This window comes from Leucobacter sp. USHLN153 (genome assembly GCF_037145615.1).
Lineage (GTDB): Bacteria > Actinomycetota > Actinomycetes > Actinomycetales > Microbacteriaceae > Leucobacter.
Genome location: NZ_JBBCXE010000004.1, coordinates 255,144 through 271,893, shown reverse-complemented (window position 1 = coordinate 271,893; position 16,750 = coordinate 255,144). Strand labels below are relative to the sequence as shown.

Annotated in this window: 13 protein-coding genes; 2 read left to right on the top strand and 11 right to left on the bottom strand. The window is 65.6% G+C overall.

The features are described 5' to 3' along the window. Positions 1–37: 37 nt before the first annotated feature. From WFH00_RS09170 to WFH00_RS09155, 4 genes are all read right to left on the bottom strand, one after another. A complete protein-coding gene (locus WFH00_RS09170) occupies positions 38–2,977 on the bottom strand; it encodes an ATP-binding cassette domain-containing protein (RefSeq protein ID WP_336660524.1) in 2,940 nt (979 codons plus the stop codon). Then, the gene (locus WFH00_RS09165; protein WP_336660523.1) at positions 2,974–4,056 is read right to left on the bottom strand and encodes an ABC transporter permease; all 1,083 of its coding nucleotides are present in this window, start codon (positions 4,054–4,056) and stop codon (positions 2,974–2,976) included. Before WFH00_RS09165 ends, WFH00_RS09170 begins: the two co-directional genes overlap by 4 nt. Positions 4,057–4,137: 81 nt before the next feature. Then, positions 4,138–5,706, bottom strand: a complete 1,569-nt coding sequence (locus WFH00_RS09160) for an ABC transporter substrate-binding protein (protein WP_336660522.1) — start codon at positions 5,704–5,706, stop codon at positions 4,138–4,140. Positions 5,707–5,737: 31 nt separating this feature from the next. After that, entirely contained in the window at positions 5,738–7,012 is a 1,275-nt protein-coding gene (locus WFH00_RS09155; RefSeq protein WP_336660521.1) for an amidohydrolase family protein, read from the bottom strand. 147 nt (positions 7,013–7,159) lie between these two features. Between WFH00_RS09155 and WFH00_RS09150 the strand changes: the two genes are divergently transcribed. Further along, entirely contained in the window at positions 7,160–7,528 is a 369-nt protein-coding gene (locus tag WFH00_RS09150) for a DUF2568 domain-containing protein (protein ID WP_336660520.1), read from the top strand. 172 nt (positions 7,529–7,700) lie between these two features. Beyond that, positions 7,701–8,252 (top strand): cupin domain-containing protein, encoded by a 552-nt coding sequence (locus WFH00_RS09145; RefSeq protein WP_336660519.1) that lies wholly within the window; start codon positions 7,701–7,703, stop codon positions 8,250–8,252. Positions 8,253–8,271: 19 nt separating this feature from the next. Here the strand turns inward: WFH00_RS09145 and WFH00_RS09140 are convergent, their stop codons facing one another. From WFH00_RS09140 to WFH00_RS09110, 7 genes are all read right to left on the bottom strand, one after another. Beyond that, entirely contained in the window at positions 8,272–9,909 is a 1,638-nt protein-coding gene (locus tag WFH00_RS09140) for a thiamine pyrophosphate-binding protein (RefSeq protein ID WP_336660518.1), read from the bottom strand. 10 nt (positions 9,910–9,919) lie between these two features. After that, entirely contained in the window at positions 9,920–11,545 is a 1,626-nt protein-coding gene (locus tag WFH00_RS09135) for an amidohydrolase (protein ID WP_336660517.1), read from the bottom strand. Then, entirely contained in the window at positions 11,542–12,699 is a 1,158-nt protein-coding gene (locus WFH00_RS09130; protein ID WP_336660516.1) for an FAD-dependent monooxygenase, read from the bottom strand. The genes WFH00_RS09135 and WFH00_RS09130 overlap by 4 nt, the downstream gene beginning before the upstream one ends. A gap of 79 nt (positions 12,700–12,778) precedes the next feature. After that, the gene (locus WFH00_RS09125; RefSeq protein WP_336660515.1) at positions 12,779–13,858 is read right to left on the bottom strand and encodes an ABC transporter ATP-binding protein; all 1,080 of its coding nucleotides are present in this window, start codon (positions 13,856–13,858) and stop codon (positions 12,779–12,781) included. Then, entirely contained in the window at positions 13,855–14,682 is an 828-nt protein-coding gene (locus WFH00_RS09120) for an ABC transporter permease (RefSeq protein ID WP_336660514.1), read from the bottom strand. The genes WFH00_RS09125 and WFH00_RS09120 overlap by 4 nt, the downstream gene beginning before the upstream one ends. Then, entirely contained in the window at positions 14,679–15,590 is a 912-nt protein-coding gene (locus WFH00_RS09115; RefSeq protein ID WP_336660513.1) for an ABC transporter permease, read from the bottom strand. The genes WFH00_RS09120 and WFH00_RS09115 overlap by 4 nt, the downstream gene beginning before the upstream one ends. Before the next feature lie 30 nt (positions 15,591–15,620). Further along, on the bottom strand, positions 15,621–16,733 hold the full coding sequence (locus WFH00_RS09110; protein ID WP_336660512.1) for an extracellular solute-binding protein: 1,113 nt from the start codon (positions 16,731–16,733) through the stop codon (positions 15,621–15,623). Positions 16,734–16,750 lie beyond the last annotated feature (17 nt).

Genomic DNA, 16,750 nt, shown 5'->3' with positions numbered 1-16,750 from the left:
CAAGCGGCCACTGCCCCGGGGCAAGCGTGTTGCGTCGCTAGCTTCGCGAGAGCTCGAGCCTGGGCACGGCTTCGAGCAGCGCTCGACCGTAATCGGACTGCGGCGCCGTGAAAAACTCGGAGCCACCCGACTCGACGACAACACCCCCGCGCATCACCAGCACGCGGTCGCACAGCTCGTGCACGACGGCCAGGTCATGGGACACGAACACAAGTGCGAGGCCGAGTTCGCGGCGCAGCTGCTGCAGCAGCACGACGACGCTCGCCTGCACGGAGACGTCGAGCGCGGAGGTCGGCTCGTCAGCCACGAGCACGCGCGGCTCAGCGGCGAGCGCCCGGGCGATGGCGACCCGCTGACGCTGCCCGCCCGACAGCCGGTCGGGGGTCGCGGTTGCGAGGTCGGGATCGAGCCGCACCAGTTCTAGGAGCTCTCCGACGCGTGCGCCGCGCTTGCTGCGATTGCGGCCGGATCGCAGCTTCACGTTTCCGCGCTCGGTCGCTCGCAGCACCTCTTCCAGCATTGAGCCCACGGTGCGGCGGGGCGTCAGCGAGGAGTAGGGATCCTGCGGCACGAGCTGAATATCGCGAAGCTGCACGGCGGTCCTGCGACGCCCGTGTGCGCCACGGCGACCCGCCGCGCTGCGGGCGTTGCTCGCGCTGCTGGCGCCCCGCGGTGAGTCGCCGCGTGCGCCCGAGGACAGTAGCGCCCCGTCAAGCAGGATCTCCCCGGAAGAGAGTTCAAGCTGACCCGCAATGGCTCGCGCGAGCGTGGTCTTTCCCGATCCGGACTCGCCCACGATGCCGACCGCTTCGCCCCGCGAGAGCTCAAAACTCGCTCCGGAAACCGCCGCGAACGACCGATACTGCACTCTCGCGCCCCGCACCTCGAGGAGCGGGACGGCCGCGACACCTGCGGAAGAAGAGGCGGGGGTGAGGGACGAAGAAGGAGTAGGCGCGGGAGGAGGAGCAGAAGCAGGAGCAGGAGCAGGAGCAGGAGCAGAAGATGAGGCGGGCGCGGATGCAGGCTCGGACTCCGCGGCCGCGGGCGGGGCGCTCGAACCGAGCGCCGGCAGACGGGGCACGGAGTCGATGAGTGCGCGGGCCTCGGGTGAGCGAGGGGTGCGGATCACTTCGCGCGCGAAACCCGTTTCGACGACCGCTCCCCCGGCCATCACCACGAGCTCTTCGCACATCTGGGCGACGACGGCGAGGTCGTGCGACACGAAGACGAGCGTGAGCCCGCGCTCGGACCGAAGATCCGAGAGCAGAGCCAGTATCTCCCGCTGCACCGTGACATCGAGCGCCGTTGTCGGCTCGTCGCAGAGCAGCAGCGCCGGATCGGAAGCGAGCGCGAGCGCGATCACCACTCGCTGGCGCTGCCCTCCTGACAGTTCGTGCGGGTAGGAACGAGCGATGCGCTCGGTATCTAGCAGTTGGACGGCCTCGAGAAGCTCTCGCACTCGAATCGCGGCGCTCCCGCGCGATCGCAGCACAGAGTCGTCGGAACATGAAGCAGCCTCAACTGCCTCGCGCAGCTGAGTGCCGACACGGGTGAGCGGGTCGAGCGCGGTCAGCGAGTCCTGGAACACCATGCCGACGCGGCCGCCGACGCTAATGTGACCCGTGGCCCGCAATCCAGGCGGCAGCATCCCGAGCAGCGCGCGCAGTGTCAGGCTCTTCCCCGACCCCGACTCCCCGACGATGCCGAGCGCGCCGCCCGGCGAGACGTCGAGCTCGATCCCCGGGGCTGCCGACCCTGCGCGAGTCGACCCCGCGTCAATCGCCCCTGCGGTACTCGACCCCTCACGGCGTGCTCCACCGTGCAGCACCACTCCGTCCGCGATATCTGCGCCTGAAAGCACAGCTCCGCCCTCGAGCACAGCTCCCTCCGCGAGCACTGCTCCGCCCGCCACCACAGCTCCGCCCACGAGCGCTGTTCCGTCGGCACGCTCGATCTGCAAGCCGCGCACGCGCACCGCGCCGACCGGCACGTCAGCGCGCCCGTGCTCGCCCCGCGACGCGAACACCGCGCCATCGCCCCGCCGAACACGCGCCCCGCGAGCAGAGCCAACACGCCCGCCCGCGCGGCGCCCATCCGCAGTGCGCCCGGGCCCGCGCGCGAGCCCCCGCCCCGCCCGACCGCGTCGGTCACCCACGCGCAGCACGTCTCCGATCCCGTCGCCGAGCAGCGAGAGCGCGATTCCGGTGAGCACGACGGCGAGACCGGGTAGCGCGGCGAGCCACCACTGCGTGGTGATGAACTGCTGCGCGTCCGCGATCATGGTGCCCCAGTCCGGGGTCGGCGGGCGGATGCCGAGTCCGAGATACCCGAGCGTCACGATCGCGACCATGATGAGCACGATCTCGGTCGCGAGTAGCACGACGGCTTGCGGGAGCACATTCGGCAGCACGTGGCGGAGCAGCACGCGCGCGTGCGAAAGGCCGGCGCCGCGCGCACTCCGCACCCACCCCGACTCTCGCAGCGACGCGGTCATCGCGCGGATCACCCGGGCGTAGCCCACCCACCCGACGAGGGCGAACGCCACCACGATGCCTCCCGCCCCAGCGCCCAGCGCAAACACCAGGGCGATCACGATCACATAGAAGGGGAACGCGATCACCGTGTCTGTGACGCGCGACGCCACCCAGTCGACCGCACCGCCGAAATACCCGGACAGAAGCCCGACCGTCAGACCGATAACGAAGGGCGCGAGCGCCGCGAGCGCAGCAACGCCGAGATCAACACGCGCTGCGTACAGCATCCGCGAGAGCACATCGCGTCCGAGCTGATCCGTGCCGAACCAGTGTTCTGCTGACGGAGGCAGCAGGCCGCCCGTGAGCTGCTGTTCCGTCGGCGAGTGCGGTGCAAGGAGCGGGGCGGCGAACGCCACGATGAGCAGCAGCGCGGTGAGGATCGCGCCCGCGATGAACGCAGGCGAAGCACCCGCGCGACGCAACGTCGCATGAACGCCGCTCATCGCGCCGTTCCCGTCACGGCGCTGCGCTCGTCGAGCCCACCGGATCCGCCAGCAACGCCACCGCCAACCCCGCCAACCCCCGCGCCAGAACCGGCACCGTCACCAGCCCCCGAACCAGCACCCGACCCACCGACCCGCAATCGCGGGTCGAGCGCGCTCGCGAGCACCCCGGCGAGCGTCGTCACCGCGACCACCGCGATCGCGCAATACAGCGCCACCCCCTGCACCACCGGAAAATCGCGGTTGCTGATCGACTGAAAGAGCAGCGACCCGATGCCGTTGATGCCGAACACGCGCTCCACTACGAGGGTGCCCCCGATTAGGTAGGCCGTGTTGACGCTGAGCAGCGTGAGCGTCGGCAGGGACGCGCTTCGCATCACGTGCCGCCACACGACCCGTCGCTCCGGGATCCGCGCCGCGCGCAGCGTCGTCACGAAGTCGGCCTCGAGCGTCTCGACGAGCTGGGCCCGCAGCGAGCGGATCAGCGGCGGCGCCATGCCGAGCGCCACCGCGAAGGAGGGCAGCAGCAGACTTCGCAGCGGCTCCCCCGGCCCCGACCCCACGCCCCCGACCGGAAACCACCCGAGATGCACCGCGAACACGATGATGAGCAGCAGGCCGATCCAGAAGAGCGGCATGCCCATTCCGACGGCGGGCAGGATCCGCACCGCGTGATCCACCCACCCGTCCTTGCGCAGCGCGGCCGCGAGCGCGAGCGGCACCGCGATCACGACCGCGAAGAGCACGGCCAGCAGCACGATGCCCAGGCTCACGGGCGCCCGCTCGAGAATCAGGTCGCGCGTCGGTACTCCCGAGGAGAGCGAGTCGCCGGTGTCGAAGTGCAGCACGACCTGCCCGAGAAAGTCCACGAACTGCTGCCACAGCGACTGGTCGAGGCCGAGCTCGCTCCGCAGTGCCGCGACCGCCTCGGGCGTCGCTCGCTCGCCGAGAATCATCGAGGCCGGGTCGCCGGGTACGAGCCGCAGCAGGAAGAACACCGCGACGACGACCCCGAACATCACAGGCACCACGCGGGCGAGGATGCGCCCGATGGCTCTGAGGATCTTGGTCGTCGTCACGGATGTCACCTTACTTGCGACCGCCGACATTGCTCGGTGCCCGGCACCGGCCCCCAACAATGCCAGCGGCCGCAGAACCCACTACTCCGTCACCCACGCGTCCTCGAAGCGCACGCTCCCGTTCGGCAGCACGGTGAAGTCGTGCACGGTGTCGCGCGTCGCCTTCAGGTTCGACGGGAAGAAGAGCGGAATGTACGGAACCTCGTCCGCGAGAATCTGCTGAATCTCGGCGTAGATCTTCGTGCGTTCCTCACCCTCGGGGGTGGTGCGGCCCTCGTGCATGAGCTGGGTGACGCGGTCGTTCGTGTAGTGCGTCCAGTACGACTTGCTGAAGCCCTCGGGGTCGGCTTGGAAGGTGATGAAGCCGTTCGGGTCCGGCGCGTCCGACTGCCCGCTGTTGAGCATGAAGTCGAAGTCGTAGGCGAAGAAGCGCTCGCGAAATACGGCGATGTCGAGCTGTTCGATCTCGACGGTGATGCCGATCTTGGCGAGCGATTCCTGCACGATCTGCGCGATCTGCGCCCGCTGCGAATCGCCGCTCGCGAGCGACAGCTTGACCTTGAAGCCATCCGGGTACGCCGAGTCGGCCAGCTCCTTGCGAGCCGCGTCGACGTCAAAATCGAGCGCGTCGACCGTGTCGTTCGCGGAGTCCACGATGGTCGGCGGCAGCAGCGAGTTCGCCACCTCGGCCGTGTTGAAGGTCGTCGCCTCCACGATGCCCTCGCGGTCGAGCGCCATCGCGATCGCGCGTCGCACATGCACGTCGGCGAACTCCTCGCGCTGCGTGTTGAAGAACACTTGCTCGGTCGACCACCCGGGCGTCTGCGACAGCGCGGTCCCCGCACCCGACTTGATCTGCTCGGCGTTCGCGGCCGGCACGTCGTCGATCGCGTCGAGCTGGCCGGCGGCGAGCTGCTGCTGCTGCTGCGTGTCGTCGGCGACGAGCTTGTAGACCAGCTTGTCGAGGTAGGGCTTGCCCTCCTGCCAGTAGTGCTCGTTCTTCACGAAGGTGAGGTCGCCGTTCGGGTCCCACTCCTCGACCGCGAAGGGGCCGGTGCCGATCGGTGCCGCGAAGAAGTCCATCTCGCTCGCGCCCCCGAAATCTTTCGGGAAGATACCGTTCGAGAAGCTCGCGAGCTCCGACAGGAACGGCGTGTAGGGCGACTCGAGCGTGATCGTGACCTCGCGATCACCCGTCGCCTTGATCGACGCGATCGGTGCCTCGAGCGGCAACGGCCCGCCGACATCGCGGTGGCGCTGCAGCGAGAAGACGACATCGTCGGGGGTCACGTCGCTGCCGTCCGAGAACTGCAGCCCGTCGCGCAGCGTGAAGGTGTAGGTCGTGCCGTCATCCGACGCCTCGTACTCCGCAAGCCACGGAATCAGCTCGCCCTTCTCGTCGAAGCTCACCAGCGGCTCGAAGATCTTGTCGATCGCGAACGCGTTGTTCGCCGAGATCTGCTGGTTCAGATCGAGGTCGTTCGCGGCGGCGGCGCGGCCGAACTCGAGCGTTCCCCCGCTCACCGGCTCGCTGGAATCCGCGCCGGGCTCAGTCGAGCCGCCGGCGCAGGCGCTGAGCAGGAGGGCGGCGGCGAGCGCGGCTGCGGCGGGCGCGAGGCGGCGGCGCAGGGGCTGTCGGGTGGTGATCACGAGGGTCCTTTCGCGAATGGGTGGTGAAGGTCTATCGAGGTTCGGGCGCGGTCTCCGCGGCGGGAGGGTGCGGATCGATCCAGCGCCCTCCGAGCAGCACGCCCACGATGGATGCGTCGTCGGAGAGCACACCCGGCTCCCGCGGATCGCGGTTCAGAATCACAGCGTCGGCGACAGCGCCGTCGGCGATCACGCCCCTGCGCCCGGGGTCGGAAGCGGCCCCGGGATCCGCCGCCTGCGCGAGCAGCTCTGCTCCGGAGCGCGTCGCGGCGATCAGCGCCTCCTCCGGTGTCAGGCCCGCGCTCACGAGGGCCTCAAACTCGAGCCGGTTCGTGCCGTGCTGCTCGGTCGTGCCGTAGTCGGTGCCGAGCGCGATCCGCATGCCGGCGTCGCGCGCGGCGCGCACGGCGACCGGGTGGTGCGCGATCGCGTCGTCCACGCGCGCGGCGAACGCGGCGGGGAGGCGCCCGGCGTCGATCATGCGGCGCACGAGCCGGTAGATGCGCACCGTGGGCACGAAGGTGACGCCCGCGTCGGCCGCGCGCTGGGCCTGCTCCTCCGTCAGATACATGCCGTGCTCGATGCTCGCGGCGCCGGCCTCGATGGCGAAGTCGATCGCCTCGCCGCCCCAGGCGTGCACCATGACGCGGGCGCCCGCGGCATCAGCCCGCGTCACCGCGCCCGCAACCTCGGTCGCAGAAAAGCGCGGATCGAGCGTCGCGCCCGCGGGGGCTGCCACTCCGGCCGTCGCGACGAGCTTCACCCAGCGCGCGCCGAGTTCGAGCACCTCCGCGACTGCGCGGTCGAGGCCACCCGCGGCGTCGGCGCGGGCGCGATCGATCATGGTGATGGAGCGGGCGATTCTGGGGAGGGCGCGGGCGGAGCGGTTCGGGCCGACCGCAGGGCCCGAAGGTTCGGCTGAGAGCAGTTCGTTCGTGAGCCCGCCGGCGTCGCGAACGCTGGTGAACCCCGCGCGCAGGGTGCGGTCGAGGGCGCGACTGGTGAGCTCGCGGGTCTCAGCGGGGCCGACGTTCGCGCGGTCGGCGGCGTCGAATGCGTGCCAGGCGGCGTGAACGTGCGCGTCGACGAGGCCCGGGATGATCCACCCCTCGCTGACGCGGTCGAGGATCGGCCCGGCGTCGACCTGCTCAGCACCCTCAGGGTCGGCCCCCCGCGAGCCGGGGCCAGCGCCCGTGCCCGGACTGCGCACGCCGTACGCAAGCGCCTCAGCCCCGCTCCCGATCGCGAAGCGACCGTCTCGCCACGCGACGGAAATCGGCGCGGAGAAATCGCCTCTCTCGGTCATCACGCGAAGCATGGGTGTGCGCATGATACCTCCGTTCGCGTGGGATGCGGGCGCGCCGCCGACTGGTCTACACACTCAACCTAATCAAGCAATGCGCAGTAGACCACTTCGCGCGGGATCGCGGTGGACCACCGGTAGACTGATTCGGTGACTGGTAACACCCCTGACGCCGCCCCCCGCTCCGCGAGCCCCGCCCTGATGCTTGCGCGAGGACTGTTCCAACTGGCGGCGATCATCACAGTCACTGTCTGGGGTTTCCTGGCCTGGCCGCTCCCCTTCCCGGGCATTCTCACCGGCCTCGGGTTGCTCGCGCTCTGCGTCCTGCTGTGGGCGCTCTTCCTGTCGCCCAAGCCGGTGTTGCGGGTGGATCGCTTCGCGCAGGCCCTCTTCGAACTCTGCCTCTTCGCGGCCGCGGTCGCTGCGCTCCTCGCGCTCGGCGTGTTCTGGGTGTGGGCCGCGGTGCTCGGCATCGTGGGCGCCGCCATCGGCTTCATCGCCTCGAGCCGCGCCCGATAGACATTCGCGTGAAAACGGGCGGCCTTGGCGACGCAGGGGCCTTTGCGATAGGTTACACACAGGCTGCAGCGGCACCGCCGTCCGCTTGTTTCGATGCTGTTGGGGGTCGCTGAACGTGGCAGATCATAGCCCGCAAGAGGATAGTGCTGGCGCTACCGAGGAGCAGCGCTCCTTGGGAATTCGGTTGCGACAACTGCGCAAGAGCAAGCACCGATCGCTTCGAGAGGTTGCTGCCGCCTCCCAAGTGTCAGAGAGCTTTCTCTCGCAGATCGAACGCGGACTTACTAGCCCCTCGATCGCTTCCCTCCGCCGCATCTGCTCCGCCCTCGGCGAGAACATGGGAGCGCTCTTCGCCGAGGAATTCGACTCGAGTGCAACCGATGCTCGCCTCGTTCGGGTGGCGGATCGGAGGAGGATCTTCCGTCCCGACGGAAGTGCCGACTATCTCCTCACGCCGCCACTTGCCAAGCATCTGGAGATCCACTACAACGTGGTCGCCCCAGGTCGAAGCTCAGGAACCGAGCCGTACACCCATGAGGGTGAGGAAGAATGCGTACACGTCCTGGACGGCACACTCCAGTTCCAGTGGAATGGCAACACCTACGATCTGCACGCAGGTGATGCGATCCTCATCGATCCGAAAATCGGGCACTCGTTCGCGAACATTACTGACCGCAGCGCCGTGGTGCTGTGGATCATCTCCCCTGCACGCAGCGACATCTAGTTCACGTTGATGAGCGCCGCTACAAATCGGTGACCTGGACCTCGATCAGGGTCGGACCGCTCTGCTCGAGCGCCCAGGAGAGTGCCTCCCGGAACTCGTTCTCGTCAGCCCCGTCGGCGACGACGGATCGCGCCTCGATACCAAAGCCGCGCGCGATCGACACGAAGTCGGGAGTATCGAAGTCCACGCCGACAGGCGCGATACCAGCTGCCTCCATGCCCTCGCGGATCTCCTGGTACCCGCCGTTCGCGAAAACAATGGTAACGATGGGGAGATCGTATGCTGCCGCCGTCGCGAGCTCCTGCACGCTGAAGAGCATTCCGCCCTCGCCGGTGATCGCCAGGACCCGCTCAACCTTCCCTGTCAACGCGGCCCCGATCGCGGCGGGAATCGCGTACCCAAGAGTGCCGTAACCGGCGGGATACAGAAAGCGGTTGGGCCGGTGAGCCTTCCAGTAGGTTGCCGTACCCAGGTAGGTCACCTGTGACGAGTCGCCCGCGATCGCAATCTCGAGCGGATCCGTGAATTCCTGCACGAGTTCATGAAAGCGTCGGTACATCTCTCCGGCGGAGGCGAGCTCAGTGGAAACGGCCTGCAAATCGGCGGTCTCCCAACCAGTCGAAGCGGCCAGATTCCCGTCCAACTGTTCCGTCACTGTGACCGCGAGCTTCGGCAGAATGGCTTCCGAGCGTCCGAGAAGAGGGACCTCGGCGACAGCGTTCGCACGAATCATCAGAGCGTCCACGTCGATCCGGATCAAGCGGTCACCGAACGAAGGGCAGGGGCCCCAGAACTCAGAACTGCCGAGGTCGGAGCCCACCACAAGAACAGCGTCGGAATGCTCGAGCATCTCCTTCGCAGCGTTCACACGAAGCGATACCCCGAGCGACAGCGGGTGGGCCTCATCGAGCACTCCTTTCGCGTTTGCCGTCGTCATCACGGGCGCTCCGAGCGCTTCTGCGATCTGCCGAACTGAGTTTGCGGCGTCGGGGTGGGTTCCGCCTCGCCCCACAACGACGAGGGGACGCGCCGCTGCGACGAGCCGCTGCGCCGCACGCTCGATCTCCGCCTGAGCCGGACCGCTCGACACCTGGACCTTGGGAAGTTCCCTGGGAGCCACTCGCCCCTCCAAAGTGAAGCGGTCAAACGGCACTTCAAGGTATGCGGGCAGAGGCCGGTCGGTTTGCCATGATTGAGCGATCTCGTCGATAAACAGGACCGCGTCTTGAGCGCTCTGCACTCGTGCACTGCGAACAAGCTGGCCCATAAGGTGCTGCTGGGAAGGCAGATCATGCAGCCACCCCGTGCTTCCACCTTCTCCGCTCTCCGGAATTCCGGGGGCTATCGCCAACACTGGCACCGACGCCGCGAGGGACGTCGCGAGCGCGGTGATGAGGTTCGTAATCCCGGGTCCCGTCGTGGTGACCACCACGGCCGGCTTGCCACTGACCCTGGAGTAGGCGTCAGCAGCGTAGCCGAGTCCTTGCTCGTGATGCGCGGAGATGACCTCAACGCCGGCCACGCCGAGCGCGCGAAACAACTCAAGGTTGTGTGTGCCCGGGATGCCGAATACGCGTTGCACGCCGTACTGCTTGAGTCGTCGAGCGATGGCATCGGAAAGAGTCACGGCGGCGGCCGCATTGTCGAAAGGGAGCATCGAAGATCCTTCACAGAGTCGCGATCGGCTCCGGAGAGCCGTCAGAAAAGGAGCCGTGCAGAACGGCACCCCCGACCACTGTGGCCAGGGTGGTCACTTGGTGGAACTCCTGGGGGCTGGTCGCGAACGGGTCGCGGTCGATGATCGCCAGGTCGGCAAGGAGTCCCGGAGCGATTCGTCCCTTCAGCATCTCCTGCTTAGTCGCGTAGGCGGCATCCACGGTGAACGCACGCAGCGCAGTCTGCACGCTGACCGTCTCACCCGGGTTGATTTCGACGCCGTTCTTGTTTTTCAACTGCAGCATGCACTGCATCGTGAACCACGGATTCGTGGTGAATGGCTGCGCACCGGCCGTATCAGAATTCCCCGGGATGCGGCCTTGAATGCGTTCGAGCGTCCGCAATGAGAACTTGTCAGCTCCGGGTGGTTGGCGTCGCGCCGGGTCGTCGGGCTCTGCAAAGACGAACCCGGGATTCGGCACAGCGAGCCCGCCCGCCGCTACAAGTCGCTCGAGGTTGACGGTGTCGAAGCTCTCGTTGAAGAAGTGCTCAATACGCAGGCGGTGGTCGAGATCCGGAAAGACCTCATGCACGCGCTCCACCGCAGATACTGCGATCTCTTGTGCGAGGTCGCCGATCGCATGGGTGCAGACTTGCATACCCGCACGCACGGCCGTGACGAGCTCATCCACGAGCGTCGGATAGAGTCGCGTGAGCAGGCCCCAACCTTCTGCCGGGCCGGAAAGATCGTCGGTGCGGAAGGCTCCGTCGCGGCCTCCATCCATGAAGATCTTGATCCCCTGCACCCAGTAGCGGTCGTCGCCCAGCTGCCCGCCGAGTATCTGCATGACACGTTGCGATGTCTCAATAAGAGCTTGATGGCCAGGTTTCGCGGTGAGCAGCACACCGAGTCGCGGGATCGAGCGCTCGTTCGCGAGCTCCTGCATGGCGCGCAATCCTTCCGGCGTGCAGCCGATCTCGTGGACTGTCGTGACGCCGTTCCTCAAGAACAGTTCACGCAGTGACTCGTGAATCGCGGGAACGAGTCGCTGACGCGAGTACGCGGGGATGGCGAGCATATCCCACGCTTCCTCCAGCACCCCGTTGAGGCGGCCTTCCGCGTCGCGCTGAATCCGGACACCCGGGCTTACGGAGGTATTGGCGTCGATGCCGCTCAGATCGAGCGCCGCCTGATTCACTACGTACTTGTGCATCGTCCAGCGCACCGCAACGGCACGATCTGGGAACGCCGCATCGAGCTGCTCCTTGCTCGGCAGATTCTGACCGAACGTGCCCTGGCCGACTATCCAGTCGTCGGCGGGTAGGGTCGCTGCCCGGTCCACGAGACGTGCCACAATCGCGTCGGGATCAGTGAGATCCCGCACGTCGATCCAGAAGTGCCGGGAAAGCGCAATCATTTCGACGTGCGTGTGCACGTCGATAAATCCAGGGAGTACCGAGGCACCCCCGAGATCGAACTCGGGAAAACCAACCGCGGCTTCACGGACATCGGTGAGGCTGCCCACCGCCAGAATCTTTCCTGCTGCCACCGCAAGCGCCTCTGCGTGCGGCCGTTCCTCGTCCATGGTGATCACGCCGCAGTTTCGCAGGATGTAGGCGTTTGGCCGATCTTTCATGGTCGAGGATCCCCGGCAGCGCGATTGCCGAGTTCACGCGGTTCGACACGGCCACCGCGCCAGTAGAATTCCCACGGCTTGCTCAGAGTCTTCGAGTGCGCGATCGCAGAGAAGAGCTTCGACCGCAACGGCGTGAGGGGGCGCGGCCACTTGTAGTTGAGGATGTCATAGGCAGTCGTCAGGCCCTGCACCATGTTGATGCGGGGGCGTGCCGACATCTCCCAGTCCTGCAACGCGTCCCGGACGTCGTCCTCCGCCGCCAGGCACTCTGCGAGCTCCCACGCAGCGCAGATCGCCACGCCGGCGCCCTGCCCGAAGTTCGGCGGCTGCGCGTGTGCAGCGTCCCCGATGATCGCGACGTTTCCCTTTACCCAGCTGTCGCAGTAGACGACTTCGTGGCGGTGATGGACCGACATCTCGGGGGTGATTGCTTCGAAGTACTCGGCAAGATGGGGGAAGTGCCGCTTCCAGTACGCCTTATCCAAGGGCACGCGGGTCGCGCGGCGATCCTTCTCGGGACCGATGATGAACATATAGGTGTACTCGTCGGAGCAGGGCGCGATGCCCACCCGCAACTGGCCTGACCAGTGCTCAGTACTGTAAGGACCCTCGTTCGGGTGCTTCGGAACGAGCACCCGCGTAGCGCCGTCGCCGAGCCCCACCTTCAGTCGGGCAAGCTGCAGCGAGTCGCGCACCCGTGAGTGGAGTCCATCGGCGCCGATGACGACATCGGCCTCGACGCGGTCGCCATCGGCGAACAACAATGCACCCCGAGGATCTGCTCCCACCACCCGGCGCCCGGTGTGCACCTTGGCACCCAGTTCGAGCGCCTTATCCCGAAGCGCATTGTGCAGTTCGGATCGAAGCGCGACGACGAGACGTTCGCCGCTCACGTCGCGGCTCGTGACGATCACCTGATCCTGATCGACGATTCGCGCGGCGTCGATACGCACGCCCGCTCGCTGAATTCGCTCGCTCAGCTCGAGCTCGTCGAGCACGTCGAAAATGTTCTCCTTGATATAGATACCGGCGCCGATTTCGCGCAGCGTCTCTCCCTGCTCGTAAACATCGACGTCGAACCCGTGTTTCGCGAGCGACGCGGCCGCCGCAAGCCCCGAAATGCCGCCACCTGCAATAGCGATGTGTTTCGTCATTCTCTTCTCTTTCTCATATGTAACTTCAGACCCCGGCCCATGCGGGATCTCAATCGATTCGAGCGTGGAAGCCCGCGACTCAGGCCTCCATTACGGTGACCTCGGCCGCCGCCAGGTACACCGGCACTGTCTCGCCAAGACTCACGTTGCCCCCGCTGCCGATCGCTCGCCGTACGATGGCTCCTCCCGTACCGGGAATCGACAGTTCGAGCTGCTCGTTCTCGCCGAGCAGGTTTACTTCTTCGACCCTGCCCTGCAATTGGAATCCGGGCGTGCCCACCGGGAGCTCTCCGAGCCTCGTCAATGCAGGCCGCGCGGCTATCTTCACCTTGCCGCTCAATCCTGACTCGACCGGAGCGGTCTGCGTGAACGCCTGCAGCACCCCGCCCGAGAGCTCCCCCTCAAAAATGTTCGAGTCCGAGAAGAACTTGGCGACGAAGGAATTGCTCGGATTCTTGAATAGCTGCATCGGAGTATCGAGGCCAGCGAAATTGCCCTGATTCATGATCGCGACCCGATCGGAGAGCACGAGTGCTTCCTCTTGATCGTGGGTAACGTAGATCACCGTTGTTCCGATCTGCCGATGGACCCGCTTGATCTCAGTCTCCATCTGCAGCCGCAGACTCCGGTCGAGCGCGCCCAGAGGTTCGTCCATGAGCAAGATCTCCGGTTCGTAAGCGAGCGCTCGGGCAAGGGCTACGCGCTGCTGCTGGCCTCCCGAGAGCTGCGCCGGCTTACGCTCCCGCAGGTGCTCAAGACCCACGATCTCGAGCATCTCGGCGACGCGGCGATCGCGCTTGGGGCCTCGGATCTTCCGCACGTTGAGGCCGTAAGCGACATTGTCGGCCACGGTCATATGGGGGAACAGCGCATAGTTTTGAAACACCATTCCGAGCTGACGCTCCGAGGGCGTGAGGCTCCGGAGATCGGTGTCTCCGATGCGGAGCTCGCCGCTCGTGGCATTCTCAAAACCAGCGATGATCCGCAGCAGAGTCGTCTTACCGGATCCCGAAGGGCCGAGCAGAGTGAGGAACTCGCCGTCGCTCACGTCGAGATCCAGTGCCTTCAGCACCTCGGTATCACCGAAGTTCTTGACCAGCCTACGGATATGGAGCTTCACGTTCCGCGTCAGTTCGGCGGTCCCGCGCTCAGCAGTCATTTCTTTCCCTTTCGAAGCGTGGTGGCGAGCAGCATCAGCGCGGTCGTCACGATCATGAGCAGAGTGGCGATGGCGGTGATTGCAGGGTCGACGGCGTACTGCACCGAGTCGAAGATGTACTTGGGCAGCGTTACGAGCCCGACCCCACCGAGGAAGGTGATGAGTACGGCTTCATCGAAGCTGGTGATGAACCCCATGAGGAAGCCCGCCAGCAGCGAAGGCATCAGCAGGCGCAATGTGATCGTCATCCAGGCCTTGAGACGGGAGGCTCCCATCGTCATGGCGGCGAGCTCAAGATCAGGCTTGATCTGCTCGAGAGAAGTCGAGAGCACGATCACCACGAGTGGCAACGCATACACAGAGTGAGCGAGGATCACGCCAACTTTCTCACCGAGCAACCCCAGTTGCGCGAACACCCCGTAGAGGCCGACCGCGTAAGCGGCAACCGGAATCACCAAGGGCGCGATCGCGGATCCTTCCAACATGCCTCTGCCCGGAAGTGTGCTGCGTTTGAGCGCGAAAACGAGGGGCAGCGCGACAAGAAGAGCGAGCGCGCCGGCCCAGAGGCCGATCTCTACCGACAATGCTGTCGGCTTGCCCCAAGTGCCGGAGGTGAAAACTTCGATGTATCGATCGAAGCCCCACTGCTTCGGTGGAAAGGAGATCCTCGCATCGTTCGCGAATGACATCACGACAATCGCAAGCGCCGGAGCGAGGAGGAATATCAGGCCGATCAGTGCGACGATCCTCCCGAGCCATCTGCTGAACTGGTCGGCAATGCGCGGGGCGCGATTCTGGCGCTGGCGAGCGGGTGCAGTGCTCATCCTCCGAGCCCTCCCTTCAGCGCCTTTGCGCCGACAGTACGAAGCGTGACGAGCAGCACGACGAGTGCGGTCACGAGGAGAACGACTGAAGACGCCGCAGCTCGGGGGTAATTGAAGAAGCTGAAAATGTCATCGCCGATCACTGACGCCATGAACGGCACCTGCGCCCCGCCGAGTAGCACGGGGGTGATGTAGAAACCGATGCTGATCGCGAACACGATGGCCGCAGCGGCAACAAGGCCCGGCATCACGTTGGGCAACCAGATCTTGAACATCGCGCCGGTGCGCGACGATCCAAGGATCCTCGCAGAATTGAGGAGCTCTCTATCGAAACTCGAAATAGTGGGGAACATTGCGAGAACGGCGTAGGGCAGCATTGTGTACGTCATACCGAGGACCACGGCGAAGGGTGTGTAGAGCAACGACAGCGGCTGCTCGATGACGCCTATCGAGATCAGGAACGAGTTCACGACGCCGTTCTTTGCCAGGAGAACCGCCCAGGCGTAAGTCTTGACGATCACGCCCATCCAGAAAGGCAGCAGGATCGCAGCCCACACGAGGCCCTTCACCCATGCGCGCTGCGGAGTGGCGAGGATCCATGCAAGCGTGCCGCCGAGTACCAGGCACAGCACCGTTACGATGATCGACATGACGACGGTGTTGACCATCGAGTTGCGGATCGCACCCGAGGCGAACACCGCAACGAAGTTGGAGACGCCCCCGTCGCCCTGAGTAAAGGCGTCGATGGTCAGCTTCAACAGGGGGTAGACGACGAAGAGGAGAACGAGGATGACGAGCGGAATCACCATCAGGATCGCCGTAGGTCTCGGCAGGCTCGCCGACCACGGTTTCCTCTTCCGGCCTCCGCTCACGGTAGCCAGAAGCTGCGTGCTGCTGGGTGTGGACATACTCGTTCTCCTCTCCTTCGCGCGACCGGATCAGCCGCGGAGGAACTCCTGCCAGCGATCGTTCACTTCCTGGTAGTTCTCGACGTACCAGTTGAAGTTCATGCTGCCCAACTGCTTGCGATTGTCCGGGAAATCGGCGAGAGTCTCGGCGACATCGGGCTCGATGTAATCGAATGACTCAGGGTTCGGCACGGAGTAGCCGAGCGCCTGCCCCCAATTGGCCGCGGCCTCGGGGTGCGTTGCAATCCACTCGACGAACTCCCACGCCGCCTCTGAATGCTTAGAGCCCTCGACCACATTCCAGAAGCCCGGGTTGTACAGTCCGCCCTCCCAATTGACCTCGAGGTTCTCCATGTCCTCCGCGACTGCATAGGAGCGGCCGCTGTATCCGAAGCCCATGTCGACCTCGTTGGTCGAGAGCACCTGCATGTACTGGTCGCCGCTCCCCCACCAAGTGCCGCCCGCCGCTTTGAACTCTTCCAACTTCGCGAACGCGCGGTCGATGTCGATGTCGTGGGTTGCCAGATCGTTCACATCTACACCCGATGCAACCTCGGCGAGACTCAGATTCACGAGAGGCGAGGTCGAGATGCTGGTGCGAGATCCCGGGAACTGCTCGACATCGAACATCTCCGTGGTGTTCTGCGGGCAGGCGTCCACTGCAGCTGCGTTGCAAGCTGTGATGTAGCCGAGAATCGACCACGTGATCCCGAAGTCGGTGACTGCGTCCTCCGGCAGCACCTCGGAAACGCGTTCCTTGACATCGGCCGGCATCTCCTGAATGAGGCCCTTGTCATAAGCGATGTATGCATCAGGCGCCGACGTCGAGTCCAGCAGATCCCACTCGATGTTATTTGCCTGCTGCTGCGATTCGAGGCTCGCGACGTACTTCCCTGGTGCATCGACGATCTGCACGTCGTAGCCGGTCTCCTCAACGAACGGGTCGACGAGGAACTCTTGGGTGGCTGAAGTGAATGGATCACCCCAGCTCGCAATGACGAGCGACGCCTTCTCGCCGCTCTCGTTGCCGCCGCCCGCGTCTCCCCCACTACCGGAGCAGGACACGAGCCCCATGGACGCCGCAAGGCCGAGTGTGACAACACTGCCGAGTCCCAGTCGACGCTGAATCTTCTTCGATTTCATTGCGCTTCACGCCTTTC

What these genes read in the sequence shown, in the direction of transcription:
- WFH00_RS09110 (WP_336660512.1), bottom strand. Translation starts at nt 16,733, where the DNA reads ATGAAATCGAAGAAGATTCAGCGTCGACTGGGACTCGGCAGTGTTGTC.
- WFH00_RS09135 (WP_336660517.1), bottom strand. Translation starts at nt 11,545, where the DNA reads ATGAAAGATCGGCCAAACGCCTACATCCTGCGAAACTGCGGCGTGATC.
- WFH00_RS09130 (WP_336660516.1), bottom strand. Translation starts at nt 12,699, where the DNA reads ATGACGAAACACATCGCTATTGCAGGTGGCGGCATTTCGGGGCTTGCG.
- WFH00_RS09115 (WP_336660513.1), bottom strand. Translation starts at nt 15,590, where the DNA reads ATGTCCACACCCAGCAGCACGCAGCTTCTGGCTACCGTGAGCGGAGGC.
- WFH00_RS09155 (WP_336660521.1), bottom strand. Translation starts at nt 7,012, where the DNA reads ATGACCGAGAGAGGCGATTTCTCCGCGCCGATTTCCGTCGCGTGGCGA.
- WFH00_RS09125 (WP_336660515.1), bottom strand. Translation starts at nt 13,858, where the DNA reads ATGACTGCTGAGCGCGGGACCGCCGAACTGACGCGGAACGTGAAGCTC.
- WFH00_RS09120 (WP_336660514.1), bottom strand. Translation starts at nt 14,682, where the DNA reads ATGAGCACTGCACCCGCTCGCCAGCGCCAGAATCGCGCCCCGCGCATT.
- WFH00_RS09170 (WP_336660524.1), bottom strand. Translation starts at nt 2,977, where the DNA reads ATGAGCGGCGTTCATGCGACGTTGCGTCGCGCGGGTGCTTCGCCTGCG.
- WFH00_RS09140 (WP_336660518.1), bottom strand. Translation starts at nt 9,909, where the DNA reads ATGCTCCCTTTCGACAATGCGGCCGCCGCCGTGACTCTTTCCGATGCC.